Source organism: Stenotrophomonas sp. AC248 (assembly GCF_979258185.1).
Genome location: NZ_OZ409840.1, coordinates 3,010,689 through 3,037,649, shown reverse-complemented (window position 1 = coordinate 3,037,649; position 26,961 = coordinate 3,010,689). Strand labels below are relative to the sequence as shown.

The following is a 26,961-nucleotide window of genomic DNA, read 5'->3' as shown; positions in this document are numbered from 1 at the left end:
TTCCCCCATGAACAATCCAGATCGTCGTTTCCACGTCGCTGTCGTCGGTGCCACCGGCGCCGTTGGCGAAACCATGTTGTCCATCCTCGCCGAGCGCGACTTCCCGATCGCTTCGCTGAGCCTGCTCGCGTCCTCGCGCTCGGCCGGCGGTGAGATCGACTACCGCGGCGAGAAGATCAAGGTCCAGGACCTGGCCGACTTCGACCCCAAGGGCGTGGACATCGCGCTGTTCTCCGCCGGTGGCAGCGTGTCCAAGGAGTACGGCCCGAAGTTCGCCGCTGCCGGTGCGGTGGTGATCGACAACTCGTCGGCCTTCCGCTACGACGACGACGTGCCGCTGGTCGTGTCCGAAGTGAACCCGGACGCGCTGAAGAACCGCCCGCGCGGCATCATCGCCAACCCGAACTGCTCCACCATGCAGATGCTGGTGGCGCTGGCGCCGCTGCACCGCCAGTACGGCATCACGCGCATCAACGTGGCCACCTACCAGTCCGTGTCCGGTGGCGGTCGTTCCGCGCTGGAGGAACTGGGCAAGCAGACCGGCCAGCTGCTCAGCTTCCAGCAGATCGACCCGCAGCGCTTCCCGGTGCAGATCGCCTTCAACCTGATCCCGCACATCGACGACTTCCTGGAAAACGGCTTCACCAAGGAAGAAATGAAGCTGGTCTGGGAAACCAAGAAGATCCTGGGCGACGACAGCATCCTGGTGAACCCCACCGCGGTGCGCGTGCCGGTGTTCTACGGTCACTCCGAAGCGGTCACCATCGAAACCCGCGACAAGGTCACCGTGGCGGCCGCGCGCGAACTGCTGTCGCGTTCGCCGGGCGTGGAAGTGGTGGACAAGCATGAAGCCGGTGGCTATCCGACCCCGGTGACGCATGCGTCGGGCAACGATGCGGTGTATGTCGGCCGTATCCGCGAAGATCTCTCGCATCCGAACGGGCTGAACCTGTGGATCGTGTCGGACAACATCCGCAAGGGCGCCGCGCTCAATGCGGTGCAGTTGGCCGAACTGGTCGCCGCCGAAGGCTGATCGTGCAACGCCGATGGCATGGGGATGCCATCGGCGGTTGCAATTCAACCATCGCCGATCACGGGGGGAGCCGCTATATTGGCCGCCATGAACAACCGGACCCGGGGCGCCCTGCGCCCGCTCAAGTATGTGTCCACACTGCTGCTGGCCCTGGCCAGCAGCTCCGCCATGGCCCTGGGCCTGGGCGATATCCGGGTGCTGTCCAAGCCTGGCCAGCCGCTGCTGGCCGAAATACCGGTGATCTCGGCCGACCCGGCCGAGCTGGAAAACCTGCGGGTGGCGCTGGCCTCACCGGGCACGTTTGCCCGGGTCGGGCTGGATGCACCGGCGGGCCTGGTCAGTGAACTGCAGTTCGAACTGACCCGCAATGCGCAGGGCAGGGCGGTGGTGCGGGTCAGCACCCAGACCCCCGTCACCACCCCGTCGCTGAATTTCCTGATCGAAGCCGACTGGGGCCAGGGACGCCTGGTCCGCGAATACTCGGCACTGGTCGATGCACCCAACAGTGCGCTGGCCGTGGCCGAACCGGAGATCGTCGCGCCGGCCGGCGCGATGTCCAACGCCATCGTGCGTGAGCCGGCACCGGCGACCGCGCCTGCGCCCACGGCAGAGGCCAGACCGGCCCGCACGGCCGCGCAGCCGCCACGCACCGCTCCATCGCGCAGCGCAGCGCCGGCACCGGCAAGCGCCGCCGGCGGCGTCACCGTGCAACGTGGCCAGACCCTGTCCCAGATCGCCGCCGCGGTGGCCCGCGAACAGGGCATCAACCGCAACCAGGCGATGGTCGCGCTGCTGCGCGCCAACCCGGAGGCCTTCATCCGCGGCAACGTCAACCTGCTCAAGCAGGGCGCGGTGCTGCGCAGCCCCACCGACACGACCACGCCGATCGACGCCAGTGAAGCGGCCGCGATCGTGCGCGAGCACGCCGCACAATGGCGGCAATCCCGCGCGGCCATCCCGCAGCCGGCCAGCAGCGGCGTTGCCGCCAGCCCGGGCCCGGCCGCCAAGCCGGCAGCAGCGGCGGCGGCAGTGGCCAGTGGCGCGCGCCTGGAGATCGCACCGGCGGTCGCCGCCACCGACAACAATGCAGGCACAACCACCGGCACCGCCGCCGGCAGTGAGGGCGACATGCTGGGCAACGAACAACTGCGTCAGGCCAAGGAAGATGTCGCCACGCGCGATGCCGAGATCCAGGAGCTGCGCAGCCGCGTGGCCGACCTGGAAAAGCTGCAGAAGCAACAGCAGTCGCTGATCGCGATGAAGGACAGCGACTTGGCCGCCGCGCAGCAGCGCCTGGGCCAGGCCCCGGCCACGCGTGAGGCCGGCGGTAGCGGCTGGTACTGGCTGGGCCTGGTGGTGCTGTTGCTGGTAGTGGGCGGGTGGGCCGTGGCCCGCCGTCGCAAACCGTCGCCGTTGCCGCCGCTGCGCCGCGACGGCCTGGATGCCACCGCGCTGGCCGCCGCCGTGCCTGCCGCCGATTACATCGACGAGCTGGCCGCCCAGCAGGACGATGCGCTGGATGCCCGCCTGGATGAAGCACGCGACCAGGCCAATGAAATACGCGACGAACCCGCCGAACACTACGCCGATGGCCTGCGCCGCGAGCCTGTGTTCACGCTGGAGCCGCGCCCGGGGCACACCGAGGCCGGCAGCGATGCAGTGCAGCCCGAAGGCGACGACACCGCGCCGGACGTGGAGCAGGTGCCCCCAGCGACCGCTGCCATGGATGCGGACGCGGACACGGACACGGGCACGGTCGACGTGTACACCCCGCCGGCGCATGCGCTGGAAGCCGCGGCACAGCCGTCGTTCCGCGGCGTCTTCGAGTTTCCCGCCGATGGTGACGCGGTTGCCGTCGGCGCGGAGGAGGCGGCTGACGCCGATGCCGATGCGTCCCCCGAGGCAGGCATCGAGGCGCCGTTCGAGGCCACCGACAACAGTGGTCATGTCCTGGCCACCCCTGGCCGCGACCGGCTGGAACTGGCCATCGCCTACCTGGACCTCGGCGACGCCGAAACCGCGCGCACGCTGCTGCAGGAAGTCGCCGTTGCGGCAGACCCGCACAGCCAGGCGCAGGCCCGCGAACTGCTGGCGCGGCTGGGATGACCAGCCCCGTCTCGCCTTCGCCGCGCGAGCGCCGGCTGGATTACGTGGAGTTCGCCTCCACCGACCCGGCCGCCAGCCGCCGCTTCTTCTCGGCGGTGTTCGGCTGGGCGTTCGTGGATTACGGCCCGGACTACACCGCCTTCGATGATGGTCGCCTGCAGGGCGGCTTCTTCCGCAGCAGTCCGGCCACCACCGCCGCGGGCGCCGCTTTGCTGGTGATCTACGCCGACGACCTGGCCCCGGTGGCCGAGGCGGTGGCCGCCCACGGTGGGCAGGTGGTCAAGCCCGTGTTTTCCTTTCCCGGGGGCAGCCGCTTCCAGTTCGTCGAACCCGGCGGCAACGAACTTGCCGTGTGGTCCGAGCGCGATCCGGCCTGATGCCCCGACCGGCCCTGGCCGGTTCTTACCGACTTACAGAGGTTGACCATGCGCTACGCAATGGGCGTGGAATACGATGGCAGTGAATTCAAGGGCTGGCAGCAGCTGGGCGAGAGCGGTCGTCCCAGCGTGCAGGCCAGTCTGCAGCAGGCGCTGTCCTCGGTGGCCGATGCGCCCATCAAGGTCATGTGTGCTGGGCGCACCGATGCCGGCGTGCACGGGCACTGCCAGGTGGTGCATTTCGACACCGATGTCGTCCGCAACCTGCGCGGCTGGACCCTGGGCACGACCACCCGCCTGCCGCCCGCCATCGCGGTGCGCTGGTGCCAGCCGGTGGCCGATGATTTCCATGCGCGCTTCTCCGCCCGCGCCCGGCGCTATCGCTACCGCCTGCTCAACCGCCAGGTGCGCCCGGCGCTGAACCGGCAGAGCCTGAGCTGGGAACGGCGGCCGCTGGATGCCGCGCTGATGCACGCGGCGGCGCAGGCATTGCTGGGCGAAAATGACTTCAGTGCCTTCCGCAGCGTCAATTGCGAGGCCCTGCATGCCCGCCGCGAGCTGCAGGCGATCAGTGTGACCCGCGATGGCGAGGTGCTGGAGGTCTGTGTTCAGGCCAATGCATTCCTTCATCACATGGTGCGCAATATCGTCGGTTCATTGATCCTGGTCGGGTGCGGGGACAAGCCGGTGTCGTGGCTGGGCGAGCTGCTGGCCGGAAAGGACCGCACCGTGGCCGGGCCGACCGCACCGCCGCAGGGTTTGGTGTTCGTTGGACCCCTGTACCCCGACAACTGGCAACTGCCCGCCGAGGTGACTCTATGAGCCGCTCTTTCTATCGCACCCGTATCAAGTTCTGCGGCATGACCCGCGCCGGCGACGTGCGCCTGGCCGGGGAGCTGGGCGTGGATGCCGTCGGCTTCATCTTCGCCCGGGAGAGCAAGCGCCGCGTGGCGCCGGCCGAAGCCCGTGCGATGCGCCAGGCGATCGCGCCGATGGTGGACGTGGTGGCCCTGTTCCGTGACAACAGCAAGGAAGAGGTGCGCGAAGTGCTGCGCACGGTGCGGCCCACCCTGCTGCAGTTCCATGGCGAGGAAGACGAGTCGTTCTGCCGCAGCTTCAACATGCCGTACCTCAAGGCCGTGGCGATGGGGGGCCGCGAGGACGTCAACGCGCGCCAGCTGCAGCTGCGTTACCCCAGCGCCGCCGGGTTCCTGTTCGACAGCCACGCCCCCGGCGGCGGCGGCGGCACCGGCGTGGCCTTCGACTGGACCCGCCTGCCCACCGGCCTGCACCGGCCGTTCCTGCTCGCCGGCGGGATCACCCCGGACAATGTGTTCGACGCGATCGTGGCCACGCTGCCATGGGGCGTGGATGTGTCCAGCGGGATCGAATCCGAGCCGGGCATCAAGGACGGCTACAAGATGCGCAAGTTCGTCGAAGAAGTCCGCCGCGCCGACTGTCACGAGGCCGACTGAGCCCGGTGGTGGGTCCCGACGTCGGTCGGGACCTGTACACCCCGGTAGGCCCCGCCCGCTGATCGGGACACCCCTGGCGATCCGGCCCCGGCCATTGCCGACACCCCCCACCCGTTGCCAGGCAAGGCGCGGCGATGGTGCTATGGGCGCAGCGGCGAATTTCACGTAGCATCGACAGGACATGGCGCGGCCGGCACGGCGCGTAGTCGCGGGAAGCCGGAGCGCTTCCCTCAAAGCGGCGGCCGGGGAAGCGGCTGGCCGCCTTCACAGGGAAGGCATGGAATGAACGAATTCCTCACTGTCGCGTTGAGTTTCCCCACGCTGCCGTACAGCATCGTGCTGGCGTTCGCCGTGTTGTATTGGCTGCTGGCCGCCTTCGGCGTGGTCGACGACGGCATTGCCCATGACGGCATGGACCTGCACCTCGGCGATGACGGCCTGCACGGCATTTCCGGCATCTTCGCGCGCCTGGGCCTGGGCGGCGCCCCGGTGATGCTGGTGATCGCGCTGCTGGCCTTCTTCGGCTGGACCGTCACCTATTTCGTCCACCTGTTCCTGCTGCAGTCCCTGCCCACCCCGGTGCGCTGGGTCGCCGGCAGCGTCACCGCCGTGCTTGCCCTGATTCCCGCCGTGCCGCTCAGCGTGGTGGTATTGCGCCCGATCCGGCGCCTGCTGCTGCGCCTGCGCCCGGTGCCCCAGGCGTCACTGCTGGGCCGCATCGGCGTGGTCGCCTCGCCGCAGGTCACCGCCACGGTGGGCCATGCCAACGTCGACGACGGCGGCGCCGGGCTGATCCTGCAGGTGCGCTCGCACGACGGCAGCGTGCTCGCACGCGGCGACCGCGTGGTCCTGCTCGACTACCTGGCCGACCACAACCATTACCTGGTGGTGCGTGAAAACGCCCACCCCGCGCTTTCCATCCAAGACAGCCTGATTGCGGGCGATAAGGAGATCCATCGATGAGTTTTGCGACCTTGGCCCCGTTCGTGATCGGGGTGGGCATCCTGCTGGTCCTGCTGCTTGGTTTGGCCGGCCTGTTCAAAGCGTTCTACCGCAAGGTGGACCAGGGCGTGGCCCTGATCGTCAATGACATGAGCGCCCAGCCCAAGGTGCACTTCACCGGTGCGCTGATCATCCCGGTGCTGTACCGCGCCGAGCTGATGCGGATCAGCCTGATCACCCTGCAGATCGACCGCCGCGGCAAGGAAGGCCTGATCTGCCGCGACAACATGCGCGCCGACATCGCCGTGGCCTTCTACCTGCGCGTCAACGAAACCCAAGCCGACGTGCTGCGCGTGGCCAAGGCGATCGGTGCCGACCGCGCCTCGGACAAGCACGCCGTGGATGAACTGTTCAACGCCAAGTTCTCCGAAGCGCTGAAGACGGTGGGCAAGAAGTTCGAGTTCACCGAACTGTTCGAAAAGCGCCAGGAGTTCCGCGACGAGATCATTGCCGTGATCGGCAACGACCTGAACGGCTATGCGCTGGAAGACGTCGCCATCGACTACCTGGAGCAGACCCCCAAGCTGCTGCTGGACCAGAACAACATCCTCGATGCCCAGGGCATCCGCAAGATCACCGAGCTGACCGCCACCCACAACGTGGTCACCAACGAACTGGAACAGAACGAAAAGCTGGCCATCACCAAGAAGAACGTCGAAGCGCGTGAAGCGCTGCTGGCGCTGGAACGCCAGCAGGCCGAAGCCGAAGCCCGCCAGAAGCGCGAGATTGAAACCATCCGCGCGCGTGAGGAAGCCGAGACCGCCAAGGTCCAGGAAGAGCAGCGCCAGCTGTCCGAGCAGGCGCGCATCGAAGCGCAGGAAGTCATCGACATCCGCGAACAGAACCGCATGCGCGAAGTGGAAGTGGCCGAGCAGAACCGCCAGCGTGCGGTGGCCATCGAATCCGAGCGCGTCGAGCGCGCGCGCCAGCTGGAGCAGGTCACCACCCAGCGCGAAGTGCAGCTGCAGGGCGTGGAGCGCGACAAGGTGGTCGAGTCCGGCAAGATGGACGTGGCCAACATCACCCGCGAGCGCATCGCCATCGACAAGACCGTGGCCCAGGAAGAAGAGCGCATCAAGGAAGTGCGTGAGGTGTCCGAAGCCGATCGCCAGAAGCAGGTGCTGATCCTGGAAGCCGAAGGCAAGGCGCAGGAACTGCTGGTGCGCCAGGTCAAGGAGGCACAGGCGGCCGAAACCTCGGCCAAGCACCGCGCCGTGGAAATCACCACCCTGGCCCAGGCTCAGCACGAGGCGGCCGGCAAGCAGGCCGACGCCAAGCGCCTGCTGGCCGACGGTGCCCGTGCCGAACAGGCCGCCCCCGGCCTGGCCGAGGCGCAGGTGCGCGAAGCCTCGGCGCTGGCCATCGAGAAGGTCGGCATCGCCGAGGCCCGCGTGATCGAAGCCAAGGCCGAAGCCAACCTCAAGCAGGGCACCAACGAAGCCCGCGTGCTGGCCGAGAACCTGCAGGCCCAGGCCCACGGTGAAGAACAGATGGGCCGTGCCCGCGCCACCGCGACCGAGTCCATCGGCGGCGCCGAAGCCGGCGTGGTGCAGAAGAAGCTGCTGGCCGAGGCCGAAGGCCTGGTGCGCAAGTTCGAGGCGATCGGCTCGCTCAGCGACACCGCGCGCGGCCACGAAGAGTTCCGCATGATGCTCGACAACAGCCTCAAGCAGGCGCTGGCCTCGATCGATGCCGGCAAGGAAGTCTCGCGCGAGAACGCCGGCGTCATCGCCAGCGCGCTGCGCAACGCCGATATCGACCTGGTGGGCGGCGACGGCGGCATGTTCGAGAACCTGATCAAGGCCGTGTCGCTGGGCAAGTCCATCGAAGGCCTGGCCGACAAGAGCCCGATCGTGCAGGAGCTGATGCAGCGCTACCTGGGCGTGGGCCCGCGCGAATCCGCGCCGCGCCAGATCAGCGAAGACGCAGTTGAGGCGGTGCCCAGCGTGACCGCCACCGTGGTCGAAACCCGCTGAGCCCCACTGCCGGCGCGCCACCTTGGGGTGGCGTGTCGGGCACCCCGGCGGTGGCCGTGACGCCACCGCCACGCCGTTCCCGGCCGGCTCGCCCGGCCGGTTGTCCGTGAGCCGGAAGGAAGCCGATGTCCGATACCGCCAACCGTCCCGAGCCGTCCGCGCCGGAAGCCACCGCCAGCGTCGACCAGGCCGTTGCCCAGGGCGGCGCCTATGAAGTGCTGCGCCGCCGCCTGGCCGAGCAGGGCAGCCGCCTGCGCAGCGTCGCCGATGCCCTCAACCGGCAGCGCCTGGCCGAGTTCGGCGACAGCCGGCTGGAGGTCACCGGCCGCTTCCGCATCCGCAGCGAGAACAACTGCGTCGGCCGTGACATCGTCCAGGTCGGGCCGGACCTGCTGCTGTTCGGCTACAACGTGTACATCGGGCTCAAGACCCAGACCCGCGTCGAAGACGTGTTCGGGTTGTACCGGCTGGTGCAGGCCAACGACGGCTACGACGTGGTGCCGGTGGACGCCAAGGGCAGCTTCCTGGCCCAGCCGGCGTTCGTGCACGACTTCGGCGAGCTCTACGCCTATTACAAGCATGCGCGCCTGCTGCAGCTGATCGTGGTCGGTGACAAGCTGCTGGCCTCCTTCCAGATCGGCGAGCGCAGCAGCGACGTGCGCGTGTTCCGCTGGGCGCTGGCCCGCGACGGCGCACTGACCTACCTGGACGCCCGTGGCGAGCGCGACATCGCACTGCCGCCGCCGTTCGATTTCGAGTGGACCCGCGCCACGCGCGACATGGCCGTCACCGGCCGCCATGCGCACCTGAACATCCTCGACAGCCTGTTCGTGGAAACCACCGGTGGCGATCTGACCATCAAGGTCGAGAACAACACCGAGAGCGGGCAGGGCGTCTACAGCGAACCGGTCGAAGACAGCACGCAGTCGCTGGACGACGCGCAGTTCGACTTTGCCCGGGTGGGCTCGCTGATCCTGCTCAAGGTGCTGCCATACCGCGAAACGGTGTGGCGCGGCCTGATCTACAACACGCTCACCGGCAACATCACCCGCAACGATGCGATCGTGCAGGCTTGCGTGCAGCTGCCCGAAGACCACGGCATCATCTTCCCGGGCGGCTATTACCTGCAGAGCGGCGAGCACAAGGCGTTCGACGCGGCGATGGACGGCATGCAGTTCAAGCGCGCCATCCGCTCGCCCAATGGCGAAGATGTGCTCTACATCTTCTACGAGCGCGAAGGCGGGCGTTCGGCGCTGTTTGTCTACAACACCATCCAGCGCGTGCTGCAGAACCCGGTGTTCGGCCACGGCTACGCCTTCATGCACGACGGGCGCATGGTGCTGTTCCATGCCGAAGGCAGCGAGCCCACCCGCATCCATGCCATGCAGGTGTGGCAAACGCCGTTCAGCAGTGACGAATTCGCCGCCAGCCGTCCGCCCGGCAACACCTTCATGGGCCGCATCGGTAATGCCGAACTGGTGCGCGGCATCTCCAACCTGTTCGACCTGGCCCGCACCATCGAAGGCGATGACGTGTCGGTGCAGCGCTACCAGCGCCTGGTGCAGGACACCCGGCGCCTGTTCGACGCCCACCATTGGCTGGACGACGACCAATGCGGCGGCGCGGTCAGCCTGCTGCGCGAGGTCAGCAGCACCGGCGAGTCGGTGCTGGACGAATACGAGAAGGTGCAGTCGATCCGCGCGCAGTCCGCGCAGGCCATGGCCCAGGCGCAGAGCACGCAGAAAGCCCTGCTGGCCCGCCTGCAGCCGGAGAACTGGAAAGAGGTGCAGTCCTTCGTCGAGGCGCTCAATGCGATCTCGGCGCAGCGTGGGCACCTGCTCACCATCCGCGATTACCGCTACATCGACACCGACCTGATCGATGCGATGACCGCCGCGCTGCAGCAGGCGCATGAGGCCATCGGCGCGGCCACTGGCGCGTTCCTGGCCGGCGATGCCGCGCTGGCCCCGCTCGGCGAGCGCCTGCAGGCGCTGGACGAGGCGGCCCAGCAGGCCGAAAGCGCGCGCGTGCTGGACGAACAGCTGGCGGGCCTGCGCGCGATGTCGGCCGACCTGGACATGCTGTCCGAGCTGATGGCCGGGCTGAAGGTCGACGACGCCACCGCGCGCACCCGCGTGGTCGAAGCGATCTCGGCCATCTACGCGCGCCTCAACCAGACCCGCGCACGCGCCGAACAGCGCCGCCGCAACCTCGGCTCGGCCGAAGCGGTGGCGCAGTTCGCCGCGCAGTTCGCGCTGTTCTCGCAGGCCATCACCAGTGCGCTGGCGATGGCCACCGATCCCGAACGCGCCGACGAACAGATGTCGCGGCTGCTGGTGCAGCTGGAGGAACTGGAAAGCCAGTTCGGCGAACACGAGCAGTTCCTGGGCGACATCCTGGCCAAGCGCGAAGAGCTGATCGATGCCTTCGAAGCCCACAAGCAGGCGCTGCTGGATGAGCGCCAGCGCAAGGCGCGCTCGGTGCTGGACGCGGCCACCCGCATCCTCGACGGCCTGGCCAAGCGCACCGAGCGCTTCGCCACCGCCGACGAGCTCAACGCCTTCTTCGCCGGCGACCCGCTGATCCTCAAGCTGCGCGAACTGGCCGAGCGCCTGCGCGGCCTGCGCGACAGCGTCAAGGCCGACGACATCGAATCGCGCCTGAAAGGCGTGCGCGACCAGGCCGTGCGCGCATTGCGCGACCGCAGCGACCTGTTCGAGGCCGGTGGCAACATCGTGCGCCTGGGCCCGCGGCACCGCTTCAGCGTGAACACACAGGCGCTGGACCTGACCATCCTGCCGCGCGGCGACGCGTTGGCCATCCACCTCACCGGCACCGATTTCCTGGAGCCGCTGCACGATCCCGAACTGGCCGAGCTCAAGCCGTACTGGCAGCTCAGCCTCGATTCGGAATCGGACACGCTGTACCGCGGCGAATACCTGGCCGGCAGCGTGCTGCGCGCGGCCATGGACAACCGCGAGGGGCTCGACCTGGCCGGGTTGCAGCACAACGCGGCCGAACCGGACGCACTGGACCGCAGCGTGCGTGATTTCGCCGCGCCGCGTTACCGCGAAGGCTACGAGCGCGGTATCCATGACCACGACGCCACCTTGATCCTGCGCGCGCTGCTGCCGCTGCAGCAGGCGGCCGGCACCCTGCTGCACGCGCCGCGCGTGCGCGCGCTGGCCATGCTGTTCTGGGCCGCGCGGCAGCGACGCGAAGACGTGGCGCAGTGGCCGGCACGCCAGGCCGGCGCCGATGCGATCGCGCGCCTGTTCGGGTCCGATGAAGGCCGCCAGGCCCTGCGCACGGAGATGGCGCTGGCCGTGGCCGCGTTCAATGACGAACACGCGCTGCCGTTCACGGCGGCCGATCACCTGGCCGCTGCGGCCTATCTCGCCGACGAGCTGTCGGCGGGCGAGCCGGTGTTCACCAGCAGCCGCTATGCGCTGGCCTTGCTGGAGGCACTGGGCCAGCAGCTGCAGGCGGCCGGCCAGCGCGAGGCCCTGGAACGCGCCCTGCAGCGCGAGCAGGACGGCCTGGCCACGCGCTGGGCGCTGGCCGGGCAGTGGCTGCGCGCCCTGTGCCGCACCCCTGCGTTCACCGACCACGCCGGCTATGCCGACGAGGCGGCCGCACTGCTGCTGGTGCAGCGCGCGCTGCGCACCCGTGCCAGCGACGTCGCGCTGCTGGTCAGCGTGGATGGCCTGCTGGGCGAACACCCACGCATCGTGCAGGGCCACATGACCCTGTCGCTGGATGATTTCCTGGCGCGCCTGCAGCACCACACCGGCGTGTTCGTGCCTGCGTTCCATGCCTACCAGGCGGTGCGCCAGCGCATCGTCACGCGCGAACGCGACACCCTGCGCCTGTCCGAGTTCAAGGCGCGGCCGCTGTCTTCGTTCGTGCGCAACAAGCTGATCAACGACGTCTACCTCGGCGTGATCGGCGACAACCTGGCCAAGCAGATGGGCACGGTGGGCGAGAACAAGCGCAGCGACCTGATGGGCCTGCTGATGATGATTTCGCCGCCCGGCTACGGCAAAACCACGCTGATGGAATACGTGGCGCACCGCCTTGGCCTGGTCTTCATGAAGATCAACGGCCCGGCGCTGGGCCACGAGGTGCGCTCGCTGGACCCGGCCCAGGCGCCGGACGCCACCTCGCGGCAGGAGCTGGAAAAGCTCAACCTGGCGCTGGAGATGGGCAACAACACCATGCTGTATGTCGACGACATCCAGCACACCCACCCGGAATTCCTGCAGAAGTTCATCTCCCTGTGCGACGGCACGCGGCGCATCGAAGGCGTGTGGCGCGGGCGCACCCGCACCTATGACATGCGCGGCAAGAAGTTCTGCGTGGTGATGGCCGGCAACCCGTATACCGAATCCGGCGAGGTGTTCAAGATTCCGGACATGCTGGCCAACCGCGCCGACATCTACAACCTGGGTGACGTGCTGGGCGGCATGGAAGATGCCTTCACCTTGAGCTACATCGAAAACAGCCTGACCTCCAATCCGGTGCTGGCGCCGCTGGCCACGCGCGACATGGCCGACCTGTACCTGCTGGTGGAGCGGGCGATGGGCAAGGAGGTATCCACCAACGCGCTCAGCCATGCCTACAGCGGCGCGGAGGTCAACGAGATCGTCGCCACGCTGCAGCGCATGTTGCGCGTGCGTGACGTGGTCTACCGGGTCAACCAGCAGTACATCGCCAGTGCCGCGCAGGACGACCGCTACCGCACCGAACCGGCGTTCCGGCTGCAGGGCAGCTACCGCAACATGAACAAGCTGTCGGAGAAGATCTCGCCGGTGATGAACGACGCCGAGCTGCAGCAGCTGGTGTCCGACCATTACCTGGGCGAGGCGCAGCTGCTTACCACCGGGGCCGAGGAAAACCTGCTCAAGCTGGCCGAACTGCGTGGCCTGCTGCAGGGTGCCGAACTGGAGCGCTGGCAGCAGATCAAGCGCGACTTCCTGCGCAACAAGGCCATGGGCGCCGATGACGCCGATGTAGGCGGCCGCGTGGTGGCGCAGCTGGCCGACATCGCCAGCGCGTTGCAGCTGCCGCCGCCTGCTGCGGTGGCCGAGGTCGAACCCGCGCCGTGGCCGGCATTGCTGTCGGCGCTGGAGCGGCTGTCGGCCGCACGCGCCGAGCCGGTACCGGTTGCCGCCACCCCCGCCGCGCCGGAGGCGCTGCCGTTGGCCGAACCGCTGGCCAGTGGCTTGCAGGCCGGGCTGGCCCCGCTGCTGCAACTGCTGGGCGATTCGCATCAGCAACAGGTACGCACGGGGGAAACGTTGGCCTTGTTGGCCGGCTGGGTGCGCCAGCAGATGGAGAGCGGTCCCGCCCCGCGCGTCGGTGCCCGGCCGAAGCGCGCCTCCACGCCCGAGGAACGCGCCCTGGATGAGGCGTTGATGCGCCACTTCTACGGCGAATCGAGCCTGCCGCCGCGGTGGGAACGCGACGGCGGTGATGCGCCTGCATGACCGCGCCGTCGCTGCCTGCGCTGCCTGCGCCGCCGGCCACCATCGGCGCGGACGCTGCGGTGCTGTCGCGCTATGGCGAGGTACTGCTGCAGGCGTTGATGTCGCACCAGCCGGGGGCCGTTGCATACGACGACGACCCGCGCAGTGGTCTGGTCGAGGCGCTGTCGCGGCTTGCGCTGGCGCTGCAGGCGGACAATCCGGCCACGTTGCGCCGCCAGACCAGCTGGTGGGGGCGGCTGCTGGGGCGTGACGTGGAGCGCCAGGCCGATGCCGACGCGCTGCAGGCACAGTGCGGGGTCCTGCTGCTCAAGGCGCAGGCGCACGCCCGCCTGCTGGGCGCCGTGGTCAAGGCCAGCACGCACGCGGCCGCGGTGGATCTGCACGGCGCGCAGGCGCTGGAACAGTGGGCCGACGCAGGAACGGCGCTGGGTGCCGGGTTGCCCACCGATGCGCAGGGCGTGTTGCAGCAGCGCGTGACGCATCTGCGGACGCTGGCCTCGCTCAAGCGCGTGCAGGCCGGCCAGACGCAGCTGCTGCATGCACAGGACACCGCCCTGCTGGACCACGTCCAGCGCATCGCCGCGGTACTGATGCCAGCGTGGCAGCAGGCTGTGCGCGCCAGCAGCACCCAATCGCATGCGCGGCAGAATGACCAGGCGGCGCAACTGCTGGGCCAGATCCGCGCCGAGGTCGCCGCGGCGCAGGCTAGACTTCCCTGAGTACACTGACCCGTGCCGGCGCTCCGGCCGCCCTTCAGAATGGAGATGCACCGATGACCCAGGATTCCCAGCCGAACGCGCCCCTCCCGGTGGAGGTCAGCGTGGATGTCATCGATGACAGCGCATTGCAGGCGCTGGGCCTGGGGCGGGACGACCTGCCGAAGATCGCCGAGATCGGGCGCGGCCTGGACGACATCCGGCCGGGCAACCTGCAGGTGTTCGGGCGCGACGCGGCGGCCAAGACGGCGGCGTTTTCCAGCCAGCTCCTCGACCAGGTACGCAACCGCGACCTCGACGCCAGTGGCGACAAGCTGGGCGAGGTGGTGCGCATTGCGCGCTCGCTGAAACTCGACGGGCTGGCCGAACGCTCGAAGGTGCCGGTCATCGGTGGGTTGATCGACAAGCTGCGCGCCTCCAAGGGCGAGCTGGTGCAGAAATTCAGCGACACCAACCGTCAGATCGAGCAGCTGATGGGCGACGTGGGCAGCCAGCAGGCGCTGATGGGCCAGCGCGTGGTCGAGTTCGACCGCATGCACGACATCGTCCGCGAGGAACGCCACGGCCTGGGCCTGCACATCGCCGCCGGCAAGCGCCGGATCGCCTCGCTGCGCAGCGAACAACTGGCCGGGCAGGGCCAGGACGATCCGCAGCAGCGCATCCGCCAGGGCGAGCTGGACAACGCGATCCGGCTGCTCGACAAGCGCGTGGGCGATCTGGTGGTGATGCAGCACGCGGCCGACCAGTCATTGCCGATGATCCGGCTGATCCAGGCCAACGCGATCCTGTTGATCGAGAAGTTCAACACGGTCCGCGACATCACCATTCCGTCGTGGAAGCGCCAGTTCGCGATCCAGTTGTCGCTCAACGAGCAGAAGAACGCGGTGGAGCTGTCCAACGCGATCGACGATGCCACCAACGAGATGATGCGACGCAACGCCGACCTGCTGCGCCAGACCACCGTGGAGACGGCCAAGGCCAACCAGCGCGCGGTGATCGATGTGGCCACGCTGCGCCACGTGCACGAGCAGCTGATCGCCACGGTGGAAGAAGTGCGCACCATCCACCGCGAAGGCATGCAGCAGCGCCAGCAGGCCGAAGTGGAACTGGCGCGCCTGCGCGACGACGTGCAGCAGCGCCTCGCGGCGCCAACCGCCGTCTGACCGACGCGCCCCCCGGCAGCGTTCCCACCAACGGTGGGGACCTACACCCCCGCCAACTGCTGCTGCAACCACCCGGCCAGCACCTCCACCCGTGCATCCACCGCCCCGTCGGGCGTGGCCAGTACCCAGAACCCGCCGGTGGCGCCAAATCCCCACGGCGCCAACAGGCGGCCGGCGGCCAGCTCGTCGGCGACCAGCGGCTCGGGCGCGATCGCCACGCCCAGCCCGGCCACCGCCGCCTCCAGCAGGTAGTACAGGTGCTCAAACCCGCTGCCCAGCTGCAGCTGCGCCGGGTCCAGCCCATGCGCCAGCGCCCACGCCGGCCACGCCTGCGGGCGGGAGGCGGTATGCAGCAAGGCTTCGCCGAGCAGGGCAGTCGGCGGCTGTTGGCGCAACCGCGCCGCCGCCGGGTGCTGCGGGCTCACCACCATGCCCACCCGTTCCGGCGCCAGTTCGCGCACCTGCCAGCCGCGTGGCCACGGCGGCTGCGCCAGCAGCAGCACCGCATCCAGGCCGCGCTGGGCGTCGGTGAAGCTGCCGTCCTGGGCCGACCAATGCAACGCCAGCTGCGGCAGGTCGCGCTGCAGCGCGGGCAGGTGCGGAATCATCCAGCGCGCCAGGATGCTGCCGCTGCAACCCAATACCAGCGCATCCGGCCGCTGCTGGCGTTTGAGTGCGCCCACCGCTTCGCGGATCTGCCCGAACGCACCCTCACAGGCGCTCTGCAGCTCGGCGCCGGCCCGGGTCAGGCGCAGCCCGCGCCCGTCGCGTTCGAACAGGGCCACGCCCAGATGGTCCTCCAGCACCCGCAACTGGCGGCTGATCGCGCCATGGGTGACATGCAGAGCCTCCGCCGCCCGGCCCACCCCGCCCAGGCGGGCGGCGGCCTCGAAACTGCGCAGGGCGTTGAGCGGCGGCAGGGGAAGGTCGCTCATGTGAGTTTTCCTGACGGGTTGTCGCAGATATTATCGATATTCCTGTCATGACATGTGCGTTAAATTGGCACCCTGTCTCCACCGGTTGTCGCGCCATGTCCGCATCCCCCATCACCGATTTCCACGCTTATCCCGACGCCCAGGGCCATTTCGGCCGCTATGGCGGCAGTTTCGTTGCTGAAACGCTGATCGGGCCGCTGCAGGAACTGGCGGCGGCCTACGATGAGGCGCGCCGCGATCCGGCGTTCATCGCCGCCTACGACAAAGACCTCACCCATTACGTGGGCCGGCCCAGCCCGATCTACCACGCCGAACGGCTCAGCCAGCAGGTGGGCGGGGCGCAGATCCTGCTCAAGCGCGAAGACCTGAACCACACCGGCGCGCACAAGATCAACAACACCATCGGCCAGGCCCTGTTGGCTGCGCGGATGGGCAAGACCCGGATCATCGCCGAGACCGGCGCCGGCCAGCACGGCGTGGCCAGTGCCACCGTCGCCGCGCGCCTGGGCCTGGAGTGCGTGGTGTACATGGGCGCCACCGACATCGAGCGGCAGAAGATCAACGTCTACCGCATGAAGCTGCTCGGGGCCACGGTGGTGCCGGTCACCTCCGGCTCGGCCACGCTCAAGGACGCGCTCAACGAAGCCATGCGCGACTGGGTCACCAATGTGCGCGACACCTTCTACATCATCGGCACCGTCGCCGGTCCGGACCCGTACCCGCGCATGGTGCGTGACTTCAACGCCATCGTCGGCCGCGAAGCGCGCGCGCAGATGCTCACCGACTACGGTCGCCTGCCCGATGCGATCACCGCCTGCGTCGGCGGCGGCAGCAACGCCATCGGCCTGTTCCATGCCTTCCTCAACGACCGCGACGTGCGCATCGTCGGCGCCGAAGCCGCCGGCGACGGCATCGAGACCGGCCGCCATGCCGCCTCCATCGCCGCCGGCCGCCCGGGCGTGCTGCACGGCAACCGCACCTACGTGATCTGCGACGACGACGGCCAGATCACCGAGACCCACTCGGTGTCGGCCGGCCTGGACTACCCGGGCGTCGGCCCGGAGCATGCGTTCCTGGCCGATGCCGGGCGCGCCGAGTATGTCGGCATCACCGATGAGGAAGCGCTGGCCGCGTTCCACCAGCTGGCCCATAGCGAAGGCATCCTGGCCGCGCTGGAATCCAGCCACGCGGTGGCCCAGGCCATCAAGATCGCGCGTGAACTGCCCCGCGACAAACTGGTGCTGTGCAACCTGTCCGGTCGCGGTGACAAGGACGTGCATACCATCGCCGCACGCGAGGGCTTGATGCTGTGAATCCACTGCTGCGCCAGGGAAGTGCGCTGCTGATCGTGGTCGGCCTGACCGCCTGCACCCCGCCGGATCCGCCGCTGCTGCCCGCCGCGCCGTCGGCCCCGGCGGCCATCGCACCGGCGCAGGTGCCGGCGAGCAACGATGACGACATCGCCAACCGCCCGATCGAGGACGACCCGGAACCGGCGGCCCCGGCCCCCGATGCGGCGCCCGCGCCAGCGGTGGTCTCGGTGGCGCTGGACCATGCCGGCGACATCGTCATCGGCCAGCGCTTCACGGCCGCCGATGCCGATGCCACCTGGCATTCGGCCGGTCTGAGCGAAGGCGGGCAGGCCGGCAGCTGCGAATACTACGAGCGCGGCAGCCTGCCCGAGGGCATCTCGATGATGGTCGACGATGACCATGTGCAGCGTTTCGAACTGGCGCCGCTGGACGGAAGCGATGAAACCATCACCCAGGCCGGCCCGTTCGGGTTGCGCCTGGGCATGTCGCGTGACGCCGCGCTCAAGCGCCTGCCCAAGGGCAGCCTCGCGCAGCCGCACGCCTACGACCCGGAAACGGGCGAATACCTGACCTGGCAGGACCCCGGCTCGGATCTGGCGATCCGGCTGGAGATCTTCGACGGGGTGATTTCGACGCTGTACTGGGGCGCCAGCGGCGCCGTTGAATTGATTGAAGGATGTGCCTGAAATGTCCGTGGACCGTATCGATGCCTGTTTTGCCCGCCTGCGCGCCGATGGCCGCAAGGCCCTGATTCCCTTCATCACCGCCGGTGATCCGGGCCTGGACGCCACCGTGCCGGTGATGCACGCGCTGGCCGCCGCCGGCGCGGACGTGATCGAACTGGGCGTGCCGTTCTCCGACCCGATGGCCGATGGCCCGACCATCCAGCGCAGCTCCGAGCGCGCGCTGGCGCGTGGGGCAGGGCTGCGCTACGTGCTCGAAACCGTGGCCGCCTTCCGCCGTGACGACGCCACCACCCCGGTGGTGCTGATGGGCTATCTGAACCCGGTCGAGATCCATGGCACCGCCCGCTTCGCCGACGCGGCCATCGCCGCCGGCGTGGACGGCGTGCTGCTGGTCGACCTGCCGCCGGAAGAGGCCGCCGAAACCCGCGCCATCTTCACCGCCGCCGGCCTGGCCCTGATCCTGCTGGCCTCCCCAACCACCGCCGACACCCGCCTGGATACCCTGTCGGCCATGGCCCAGGGCTACCTCTACTACGTCAGCTTCGCCGGCGTCACCGGTGCCTCCGAGCGCCTGGACAGCAGCGCCGCCAGCGCCCGCCTGCGCGACCTGCGCCGCCGCTCGACCGTCCCGGTCGTAGCCGGCTTCGGCATCAAGGACGCCGCCAGCGCCGCTGCCATGGCCGTCGAAGCCGACGGCGTCGTAGTAGGCAGCGCCCTGGTCGCCGCACTGGGTGAAGCGGCCGATGCAGCCACTGCCGCACAGACCGCAACGTCCTTCCTCGCGCCGCTGCGTGCTGCGCTCGACCAAGCCTGATCAAGCGGCGCCCTCGCTCTCCGATCCGCATACGTGAAACTGTGCAGAGGCAGGCGGGCAGCCGCGCCCGGGACCGTTGGGCGCCATGGATGGCGCCCACGAGCCCCCAGGGATGGGTTTACGTGCGTGTCCCAGGTGCGGCTGCCCGCCTGCCTCCCGCGACACGACCAAGGCGCTGGTGTTGCCGTGAGAGCATCGGAATCCCGGCCGGAGACCGTCGTCGCCCGCTCCTAAACATACGTCACAGCACGGTTTTACCGTCCGCCGCCGCACCCCGCAGGGGGTGCACGGGTGGGGAGGGCCTGAGCTAGACTGTCCGCCTTTGCGGCCTTCGGGCCGCCCTGAACGGAAGTAGCATCCCGCATGAGTTGGCTCAGCAAGTTGATGCCGTCTGGCATCCGCACCGACAACGTCCCCAGCAAAAAGCGCAGCGTCCCCGAGGGCCTGTGGGAAAAGTGCAGCAACTGCGGCAGCGCACTGTACGGACCTGAGCTGGAAGAGAACCTGGAAGTCTGCCCCAAGTGCGGCCACCACATGGCGATCCGCGCGCGCGCGCGCCTGGCCGCCCTGTTCGACGCCGACAGCACCACCGAAATCGGTGCGCGGCTGGGCCCGACCGACCTGCTCAAGTTCAAGGACCAGAAAAAGTACATCGAGCGCATCAAGGCCTCGCAGAAGAACACCGGCGAGTACGACGCCCTGATCGCCATGCAGGGCCTGATGAAGGGCCGCCCGCTGGTCGCCTCCGCCTTCGACTTCGCCTTCATGGGCGGCTCGATGGGCTCGGTCGTCGGCGAACGCTTCTCGCTGGCCGCTGAAAAGGCCGTCGAAATCGGCGCCCCGTACGTCTGCTTCTCCGCCAGCGGCGGCGCGCGCATGCAGGAAGGCCTGTTCTCGCTCATGCAGATGGCCAAGACCTCGGCCGCACTGGGCAAGCTGCGTGCGGCCGGCCTGCCATACATCTCGGTCCTGACCCACCCGACCACCGGCGGCGTCTCGGCCTCGTTTGCGATGCTGGGCGACATCAACATCGCCGAACCGCAGGCGCTGATCGGCTTCGCTGGCCCGCGCGTGATCGAACAGACCGTGCGCGAAAAACTGCCGGAAGGCTTCCAGCGCTCGGAGTTCCTGCTCGAACACGGTGCCATCGACCAGATCTGCGACCGCCGCGAAATGCGGGAACGACTGTCCGACCTGCTGGCCATGCTCGGCCGCCAGCCGGCGCCGGTTGCCGACGAGGTCGCCTGATGGGTGCGCGCCGGTATTTCGGGACCGACGGCATCCGTGGCCGCGTCGGCCAAGGCGTGATCTCCGCCGATTTCGTGCTGCGCCTGGGCAATGCGCTCGGCCGCGTATTGACTGAACGCAATGGCCACCGCCCCGGGCACCGCCCGGTGGTGGTGATCGGCAAGGACACGCGCATTTCCGGCTACATGTTCGAAGCCGCGCTGGAGGCGGGCCTGGTGGCCGGCGGTGTGGACGTGCAGCTGCTCGGCCCGATGCCGACCCCGGCCGTCGCGTTCCTCACCCGCACCCTCGGTGCCGACGCCGGCATCGTCATCAGTGCCTCGCACAACCCGCATTACGACAACGGCATCAAGTTCTTCTCCGCCGATGGCGAGAAGCTCGACGACGCCACCGAACTGGCCCTGGAAGCAGCGCTGGACGGCGATTTCACCACCGCTGAATCCGACCGCCTCGGCAAGGCCATGCGCGCGCGCGACGCGGTGGGCCGCTACATCGAATTCTGCAAGGCCAGCGTGCCGCGCAGCTTCGACCTGCGCGGGCTGAAGATCGTGCTCGACTGTGCGCACGGCGCCACCTACCACATCGCCCCGCTGCTGTTCCGCGAGCTGGGCGCGGAGGTGGTCACCATCGGTGCCGAGCCCAACGGGGTGAACATCAACGATGGCGTCGGCTCGATGCACATCGACAACCTCGCCAACAAGGTGCGTGAGGTCGGTGCCGATCTGGGCATCGCCTTCGACGGCGATGGCGACCGCGTGCTGATGGCCGACGACCAGGGCAACCCGGTCGACGGTGACGACCTGCTGTACGTGCTGGCGGCGTCCTGGCAGGGCAATGGTCGCCTGCGCGGGCCGGTGGTCGGCACGCTGATGACCAACTTCGGTCTGGAGCAGGCGCTGGAGCGTCTCGGCCTGCCGTTCGTGCGCAGCAACGTGGGCGATCGCTACGTGCACCAGGCGCTGGTGGAAGGCGGCGGCGTGCTCGGTGGCGAAGCCTCCGGCCACCTGCTGTGCCTGGACCGTGCCACCACCGGCGATGCCATCGTCAGCGCGCTGCAGGTGCTGGAAGTGCTGCGTCGCGAAGGCCGCACCCTGCGCGCCTCGCTGCAGGACCTGAGCCGGGTGCCGCAGAAGACCGTGAACGTGCGGCTGGGCGACGTCTCGGCCAAGGCCATCGTGCAGGCCGATACCGTGCAGGCCGCGCTGGTCGCCGCGCAGCAGGCGGTGAAGGGCCGCGGCCGCGCGTTCCTGCGTCCGTCCGGTACCGAGCCGGTGGTGCGTGTCACCGTCGAGGCCGATACCGCCGAGCTGATGCAGTCCACGCTGGACAACCTGTCCGGCGCGGTGAAGGCGGCGGCCGCCTGAGAACGGCCACCGCGCGGTAGAGCCGACCGTTGGTCGGCTTCTCCACCGTCGGTGGGCTGCGTTGAGCAGTCACGTAGAGCCGGGCTCTGCCCGGCTGAAGCGCCTCCAACGCCAGCGCATGCAGGATGCAAGCCGGGCAGAGCCCGGCGCTACGCGGCTGCGCAAGAGCCAGCGCATACCGGATGCGGGCCGCGCCAGAGCCCGGCGGTACCCGGGCCTTACGGCCCCGGCACCATCTTCTTCTGCTTCGCCTTGAAGCGGTTGAACACCGGCGCGATCAACGGGTTGTAACTCCACGCGATGCGCTTGCGCAGCCAGCTGGCCGGGCGGTTGCGGATCGCGAACCGGTAGATGTGCTCCGGATTGCCGCCCACCACGTTGCGCCCGAACGGGTGCGTGGTGTGCAGGTACTTGAAGCCCTGTGCACGCGCGATCGGCAGGTAGTCCGCATCGAAATCGCCGTAGGGCCAGCACAGCGTGTCCGACACCTCGCCCAACTGCTGCTGCAGCACCAGCCGCGCCATCGAGAGGTCGCGGGTGATGCCCTCGCACTTCTGCTCGCGGGTGATGTCCTGCTTCAACCAGCGCGTATGCGAGTGGGTGTGGCAATGCACTTCGAAGGTGCCGGCCGCGATCATCGCGCGCGCCTCGCTCCAGCGCATCATCACCTCGTCGGTACGGTCGTCACGCAGGATGGCCGCTTCGCACCCGCGATGGTCAGGCGTGGGCGGCAGCGTCACCCCCGGTTGCCCCGCATGCGGGCGCACCGGGCCTTCGCCCATCCAGCCGGTCACCACGAACACCACCGCGTGCATGCCGTACTTGAGCAGGATCGGGTGCGCGTACACCCAGTTGTCCAGGTAGCCGTCGTCGAAGGTGATCACGATCGACTTGCGCGGCACCGGCTTGCCGGCCAGGAAGTCGGCGTACTGCGCCAGCGTCAGCGAGGTCCAGCCGTTGTGGGCCAACCACGCGATCTGGCTTTCGAAATTCTCCGGCGACACCGTGATCATCCCCGGCGACGGCGATACGTGGTGGTGCATCAATACCGGCACGGATCTAGCGTTGGCCATGGCCCAGTTCCTTCAACCACTGGTGGTAATAGTGTTCGGTCGCTTCGGTATGCCCCGACGGGGTGAAGCGCTGCGCGCTGCGCATCCATTCCCAACCGGCGCGCCCCATGCGCCGACGCTGCGCGGGGTCGTCAACCAGGGTCTGCAACGCCTGGGTCAGGGCCGCCTGGTCGCCTAGTGGGGCGAGAATAGCATTGCTGCCTTCCAGCACCATTTCCGGCACCCCGCCCACGCGCGTGGCCACTACCGGCACGCCCACGTGGGCCGCCTCCAGGAACACCGTACCGGCCGCTTCCTTATGCGTGGCCAGCGCGAAGATATCGAAACCGGCCATCAGGCGGCACGCACCGTGTCGGTAGCCGAGCAGGTGCACCTGCGCGGCCACGCCCAGTTCGCTGCGCAGCGCCTCCAGCCGGCCCATCACCGGTTGGCCGTCACCGACAATCACCAGGTGCAGGTTGGGATGCTGGCGGCACAGTGGCGCAATCGCGCGCAGCAGGTCCACGTGGCCCTTGGGTTCGCGCAGCACCGCCACGCAGCCCACCACGATCTGGTCGTCGGCAAAGCCCAGCTCGCGGCGCACCTCGGCACGGGTGTCCTGGACGCATTGCCACGGATCTTCGCAGTCGATCTTCGACCACTCCGGCGGCACCGCGATCGGCGGCACGATGCCCACGTGGCGGTCGTCCACCCCGCGCGCCACCAGCAGCTGCTTGACGAAGCTGCTGACCGTCATCACCCGGTGCGGCAGGCCGGTATAGGTCAGCAGCGAGTTGACCGGGCTCATCAGGTGGCGTGAGCGCACCACCAGCGGCGTGCGCCCCAGCCGCGCGCCGGCGGCGGCGATCAGGCTGTCGCGGCGGCTGGTGGTATTGACCACGTCGAAGCCATGGCGGCGCACCAGCCGCCGCACCGACCAGATCCCGCGCACCAGACGCAGCAGGCCGCCCATTTTCAGGTCATGGACGGTGAAGCCGGCCTCGCGCGCGATGGTGCCCAGGCGTGCACCGGGCTGGCACAGCAGCGACACGTCATGGCCACGCTCGCGCATGGCCAGCATGTGGCGGTAGATGTAGATCTCCTGCCCGCCGAATCCTTTGGCGGCTTCCGTGTGCAGGATCTTCAGGGGCGGGGTAGTGGAAGGCATGTTCATCGATGAACGTTCCAGGCGGGGCGCGGCCGTCATGGCCGGCGGAAATGGGTGAGCGCTTCCCATGCCGCGCGTACCGCAGCGGCATCGGGTTGCTGGTCGGCCACCGGCAGGTACTGGCGGTCCAGGGTGGTGGCGTTGCCGAACTTGTCGAACACGTAGGTGCGCTCGCCATGGCGGATGCCGCGCTGCGACCAGCTTTCCACCAGCAGGGCACGGTCGGCCGGCACGGGGTCGAACAGGTCGCGGCCGGTACTGAAATCGGCCAGCGCGTTCTCGCACCCCAGGCCATGGCGCATCAGGGTGGGCACCCAGTCTTCGTGGCTGGTGTTGCCGGTGTGCCGGGCGGCCGCACGGCCGGGCCAATGCAGCACGAACGGCACGCGCATCTGGTAATCGGAGAAGTTGCCGTTGTGGCCCCAGTAGTTCAGGCCGAGGTCGTTGAATTCCTCGGCGTGGTCGCCGGTGACCAGCACGATGGTGTTGTCGGCCTGGCCGCTGTCGCGCAGGGTCTGCATCAGCTCGCCCAGCAAGCCATCGGCGTAGTGCACGGCGGTGCGGTAGCGGTTGCGCTCGGGCACCGGCACGTGATCCTCGTCCAACGCGAGGAAGTCGATATGGCTCGCCATCGGGGTGGCCAGCGGCGGGTAGTCCTTGGGCAGGTGGTAGGGCGCGTGGGTGCTGTCCAGAAACGCGAACCCGAACCAGTGACCCTTGCCGGGCCGGGCGATGTCGGCGCGCAGTGCATCGATGATGTGCCGGTCGCGCGCGGCCACCGGCAGTGCCGACGGCGCGGTGTGCAGCTGGTTGCGCACCTGGGCAAACACGGTGCGGTCGAATTCCGGGCTGTGCAGCGGCGCGCTGCCATACAGGTGCAGGTCGTAACCCTGCTGCTGGAGCACGTCGAACAGCTGCGAGCCGCGCTGCTCGCTGAGCATGCTGTCCCAGTAGCCGCCGGGCAGCCCGTACAGCAGGCCGAACAGGCCGTAGCGGGTGGCATTGCCGCTGCTGTAGTGGGCGGTGAACTGCTCGGACTGCGCGGCCAGTGCCCAGGTGTTGGGCATAGTGGTGGCGTCCAGCGCGTCATGGCGCAGCGATTCCATCACCACCACCAGCACATTGGGCTGCACGTTGCTCTGGCAGCGCAACGGGTGCAGCGGGTACTGCAGCTGGCTGTGGCGCGGGTCGGGCAGGCTGGCCTGGGGCAGGCTGTGCACGCCGAGCCGGTACATGTGGCGCTTGGCGGTGATCGGCTGCGCCCAGGGCAGGTACGCCCACTGACTGGTCACCGCACGTTCGCCGCGGGCATCGTAATAGGCGGTGGCCACCTGGCCGCAGGTCATCAGCACCAAGCCGGCGGCCCAGGCCAGCAGCAGCGTGCGGCGCCGCGCCGCGCCGGGGATGAGCCGCCAGCAGGCCCAGGCCAGCAGCACTTCGGCCAGCACCACGGCGGCCAGTACGGCCCCGGCCTGCAGCCAGGTCTGCCAGGACAGTGCAACCTGGTCCTGCAGTGCGCCGCCGAACACCATGTTGAGCACCATGGCATTGAGGTGGAAGCGATACAGGGCGAACACCTTGGCATCCACCAGCAGCAGGCACAGCCACAGGGTCTGCAGCACCACCGCGCTCACCAGCAGGCCGCGCGGTGCGCGCAGGCCCAGCCCAAGCAGCAGCGGCAGCAGCGATACCCCCGCGCCCAGCGCCAGGAAGTGGCCGGGCAGGGCAACGCTCAGGTAGGCCAGCCCGAGCCCGCCACCGGGGTTGTCGCCCAGCGGGGTGTTGCCCAGTGCGATGAGAATCGCGGCGCCGGCATTGAGGGCGGTGAACAGGCTCAGCCAGGCCAGGCGCTGCCAGCGCGTGGACGGGGAGAGGGCATCAGCGGGCAGGGAAAGGGGCATGGAGCGGGTCGGCGGCGCAGTGAAAGGGGACGGGGGACGTGGCGGCGGCTGCGTCGGCACCCTGCTTGTGGCAACAGGGCGGGCGCATTGTATCGGTTTGTATCTTTGTGTCGGCAGTGCCGGGTGGCGGATCTGGCACAATGTTCAGCCGGGCCAGTGAGATGGCCTGTGACCCATCCGAACAAGCCAGGAACCGCTGTGAGCCAGATCCCGACCCTCGACATCACCCGTTTCGACAGTGACCGCGACGCCTTCGTTGCCGAGCTGGGCGCGGCCTACCGCGAATGGGGATTCGCAGGTATCCGCAACCACGGCATCCCGCAGGCCGACATCGACGCCGCCTACGAGGTGTTCAAGGCCTTCTTCGCACTGCCGGAAGAGACCAAGCGCCAGTACCACGTGCCAGGCAGCGGCGGGGCGCGCGGCTACACGGCCTTCGGCGTGGAGACGGCCAAGGGCTCGCAGCACTTCGACCTGAAGGAGTTCTGGCACATCGGCCGCGAGATTCCGGACGACTCGAAGTACCGTGACGTGATGGCGCCGAACCTGTGGCCGTCCGAGGTGCCGAACTTCCGCGAGCGTGGCTATGCGCTGTATCAGGCGCTGGACCAGTTGGGGTCGCGGGTGCTGTCGGCGCTGGCGCTGCACATCGGGCTGCCGGAAGATTTCTTCGCGGACAAGACCAACAACGGCAATTCGATCCTGCGCCCGATCCACTACCCGCCGATCACCGCCGAGAACATTCCGAACGTGCGCGCCGGTGCACACGGCGACATCAACTTCATCACGTTGCTGGTGGGCGCGAGCGCGGCGGGGCTGGAGGTGCAGTCGCACGAGGGCAAGTGGGTGCCGTTCACTTCGGACGCGGACACGATCGTGGTGAACATCGGCGACATGCTGCAGCGTTTGACCAACCATGTGTATCCGTCGACGATCCACCGGGTGGTCAATCCCCCGGGCGAGCAGGCGCGCCAGCCGCGCTATTCGGTGCCGTTCTTCCTGCATCCGAATCCGGACTTCCTGATCGATGTGCTGCCGACCTGCATCACGCCGGAGAACCCGAGCCGCTATCCGGAGCCGATTACGGCGCATGGTTTCCTGGAAGAGCGTTTGCGCGAGATCAAGCTGAAATGATGTTGGGAG

The 26,961-nt window shown here is 68.7% G+C and carries 20 protein-coding genes; 16 read left to right on the top strand and 4 right to left on the bottom strand.

The annotated features are described in order from the left end of the window. Window positions 1–7: 7 nt before the first annotated feature. The 10 genes from ACZ0AE_RS13880 to ACZ0AE_RS13835 all read left to right on the top strand — a co-directional run bounded on the left by ACZ0AE_RS13880 (window position 8) and on the right by ACZ0AE_RS13835 (window position 15,337). Window positions 8–1,033: an aspartate-semialdehyde dehydrogenase gene (locus ACZ0AE_RS13880; RefSeq protein ID WP_038687198.1), complete on the top strand. Its 1,026-nt coding sequence runs from the start codon at window positions 8–10 to the stop codon at window positions 1,031–1,033. Window positions 1,034–1,120: 87 nt separating this feature from the next. Then, window positions 1,121–3,139: a motility hub landmark protein FimV gene (locus ACZ0AE_RS13875; protein ID WP_463601390.1), complete on the top strand. Its 2,019-nt coding sequence runs from the start codon at window positions 1,121–1,123 to the stop codon at window positions 3,137–3,139. Beyond that, window positions 3,136–3,516, top strand: a complete 381-nt coding sequence (locus tag ACZ0AE_RS13870; protein ID WP_463601389.1) for a VOC family protein — start codon at window positions 3,136–3,138, stop codon at window positions 3,514–3,516. Before ACZ0AE_RS13875 ends, ACZ0AE_RS13870 begins: the two co-directional genes overlap by 4 nt. A 48-nt stretch (window positions 3,517–3,564) precedes the next feature. Continuing rightward, window positions 3,565–4,338, top strand: coding sequence for a tRNA pseudouridine(38-40) synthase TruA (gene truA, locus ACZ0AE_RS13865; protein ID WP_038687201.1), 774 nt, complete (start codon window positions 3,565–3,567; stop codon window positions 4,336–4,338). Then, the gene (locus ACZ0AE_RS13860) at window positions 4,335–4,991 is read left to right on the top strand and encodes a phosphoribosylanthranilate isomerase (RefSeq protein ID WP_038687203.1); all 657 of its coding nucleotides are present in this window, start codon (window positions 4,335–4,337) and stop codon (window positions 4,989–4,991) included. Before truA ends, ACZ0AE_RS13860 begins: the two co-directional genes overlap by 4 nt. 282 nt (window positions 4,992–5,273) lie before the next feature. After that, window positions 5,274–5,954: a hypothetical protein gene (locus tag ACZ0AE_RS13855; RefSeq protein WP_038687206.1), complete on the top strand. Its 681-nt coding sequence runs from the start codon at window positions 5,274–5,276 to the stop codon at window positions 5,952–5,954. Further along, a complete protein-coding gene (locus ACZ0AE_RS13850; RefSeq protein ID WP_038687208.1) occupies window positions 5,951–7,969 on the top strand; it encodes a flotillin family protein in 2,019 nt (672 codons plus the stop codon). Before ACZ0AE_RS13855 ends, ACZ0AE_RS13850 begins: the two co-directional genes overlap by 4 nt. A gap of 125 nt (window positions 7,970–8,094) precedes the next feature. Then, entirely contained in the window at window positions 8,095–13,458 is a 5,364-nt protein-coding gene (locus tag ACZ0AE_RS13845; RefSeq protein ID WP_463601388.1) for a DNA repair ATPase, read from the top strand. Further along, the gene (locus tag ACZ0AE_RS13840) at window positions 13,455–14,177 is read left to right on the top strand and encodes a hypothetical protein (protein ID WP_463601387.1); all 723 of its coding nucleotides are present in this window, start codon (window positions 13,455–13,457) and stop codon (window positions 14,175–14,177) included. The genes ACZ0AE_RS13845 and ACZ0AE_RS13840 overlap by 4 nt, the downstream gene beginning before the upstream one ends. A 53-nt stretch (window positions 14,178–14,230) precedes the next feature. Continuing rightward, window positions 14,231–15,337 carry a toxic anion resistance protein gene (locus ACZ0AE_RS13835; RefSeq protein WP_448134118.1) on the top strand — a complete coding sequence of 369 codons (1,107 nt, stop codon included), beginning with the start codon at window positions 14,231–14,233 and terminating at the stop codon, window positions 15,335–15,337. Window positions 15,338–15,378: 41 nt separating this feature from the next. On the opposite strand, the gene ACZ0AE_RS13830 is transcribed toward ACZ0AE_RS13835, so the two are convergent. Further along, window positions 15,379–16,272 carry a LysR family transcriptional regulator gene (locus tag ACZ0AE_RS13830; protein ID WP_463601386.1) on the bottom strand — a complete coding sequence of 298 codons (894 nt, stop codon included), beginning with the start codon at window positions 16,270–16,272 and terminating at the stop codon, window positions 15,379–15,381. Window positions 16,273–16,367: 95 nt separating this feature from the next. Between ACZ0AE_RS13830 and trpB the strand changes: the two genes are divergently transcribed. The 5 genes from trpB to glmM all read left to right on the top strand — a co-directional run bounded on the left by trpB (window position 16,368) and on the right by glmM (window position 21,697). Continuing rightward, on the top strand, window positions 16,368–17,585 hold the full coding sequence (trpB, locus tag ACZ0AE_RS13825; protein ID WP_038687218.1) for a tryptophan synthase subunit beta: 1,218 nt from the start codon (window positions 16,368–16,370) through the stop codon (window positions 17,583–17,585). Further along, window positions 17,582–18,271, top strand: a complete 690-nt coding sequence (locus tag ACZ0AE_RS13820; RefSeq protein ID WP_038687220.1) for a hypothetical protein — start codon at window positions 17,582–17,584, stop codon at window positions 18,269–18,271. The genes trpB and ACZ0AE_RS13820 overlap by 4 nt, the downstream gene beginning before the upstream one ends. A gap of 7 nt (window positions 18,272–18,278) precedes the next feature. After that, window positions 18,279–19,085 (top strand): tryptophan synthase subunit alpha, encoded by an 807-nt coding sequence (gene trpA / locus ACZ0AE_RS13815; protein WP_463602101.1) that lies wholly within the window; start codon window positions 18,279–18,281, stop codon window positions 19,083–19,085. A gap of 363 nt (window positions 19,086–19,448) precedes the next feature. Then, on the top strand, window positions 19,449–20,333 hold the full coding sequence (gene accD, locus ACZ0AE_RS13810; protein WP_038687222.1) for an acetyl-CoA carboxylase, carboxyltransferase subunit beta: 885 nt from the start codon (window positions 19,449–19,451) through the stop codon (window positions 20,331–20,333). Further along, window positions 20,333–21,697, top strand: a complete 1,365-nt coding sequence (glmM, locus tag ACZ0AE_RS13805) for a phosphoglucosamine mutase (RefSeq protein WP_038687224.1) — start codon at window positions 20,333–20,335, stop codon at window positions 21,695–21,697. Before accD ends, glmM begins: the two co-directional genes overlap by 1 nt. 218 nt (window positions 21,698–21,915) lie before the next feature. On the opposite strand, the gene ACZ0AE_RS13800 is transcribed toward glmM, so the two are convergent. From ACZ0AE_RS13800 to ACZ0AE_RS13790, 3 genes are read right to left on the bottom strand one after another with little or no spacing between them, the layout of a single operon-like run. After that, window positions 21,916–22,770 carry a polysaccharide deacetylase family protein gene (locus tag ACZ0AE_RS13800; RefSeq protein WP_463601385.1) on the bottom strand — a complete coding sequence of 285 codons (855 nt, stop codon included), beginning with the start codon at window positions 22,768–22,770 and terminating at the stop codon, window positions 21,916–21,918. Beyond that, window positions 22,757–23,923, bottom strand: coding sequence for a glycosyltransferase family 4 protein (locus ACZ0AE_RS13795; RefSeq protein WP_448134116.1), 1,167 nt, complete (start codon window positions 23,921–23,923; stop codon window positions 22,757–22,759). Before ACZ0AE_RS13795 ends, ACZ0AE_RS13800 begins: the two co-directional genes overlap by 14 nt. 29 nt (window positions 23,924–23,952) lie before the next feature. Next, on the bottom strand, window positions 23,953–25,818 hold the full coding sequence (locus tag ACZ0AE_RS13790; RefSeq protein ID WP_463601384.1) for a sulfatase-like hydrolase/transferase: 1,866 nt from the start codon (window positions 25,816–25,818) through the stop codon (window positions 23,953–23,955). Window positions 25,819–26,016: 198 nt separating this feature from the next. Between ACZ0AE_RS13790 and ACZ0AE_RS13785 the strand changes: the two genes are divergently transcribed. After that, window positions 26,017–26,952: an isopenicillin N synthase family dioxygenase gene (locus tag ACZ0AE_RS13785; protein WP_038687229.1), complete on the top strand. Its 936-nt coding sequence runs from the start codon at window positions 26,017–26,019 to the stop codon at window positions 26,950–26,952. The last annotated feature ends 9 nt before the right edge of the window (window positions 26,953–26,961 follow it).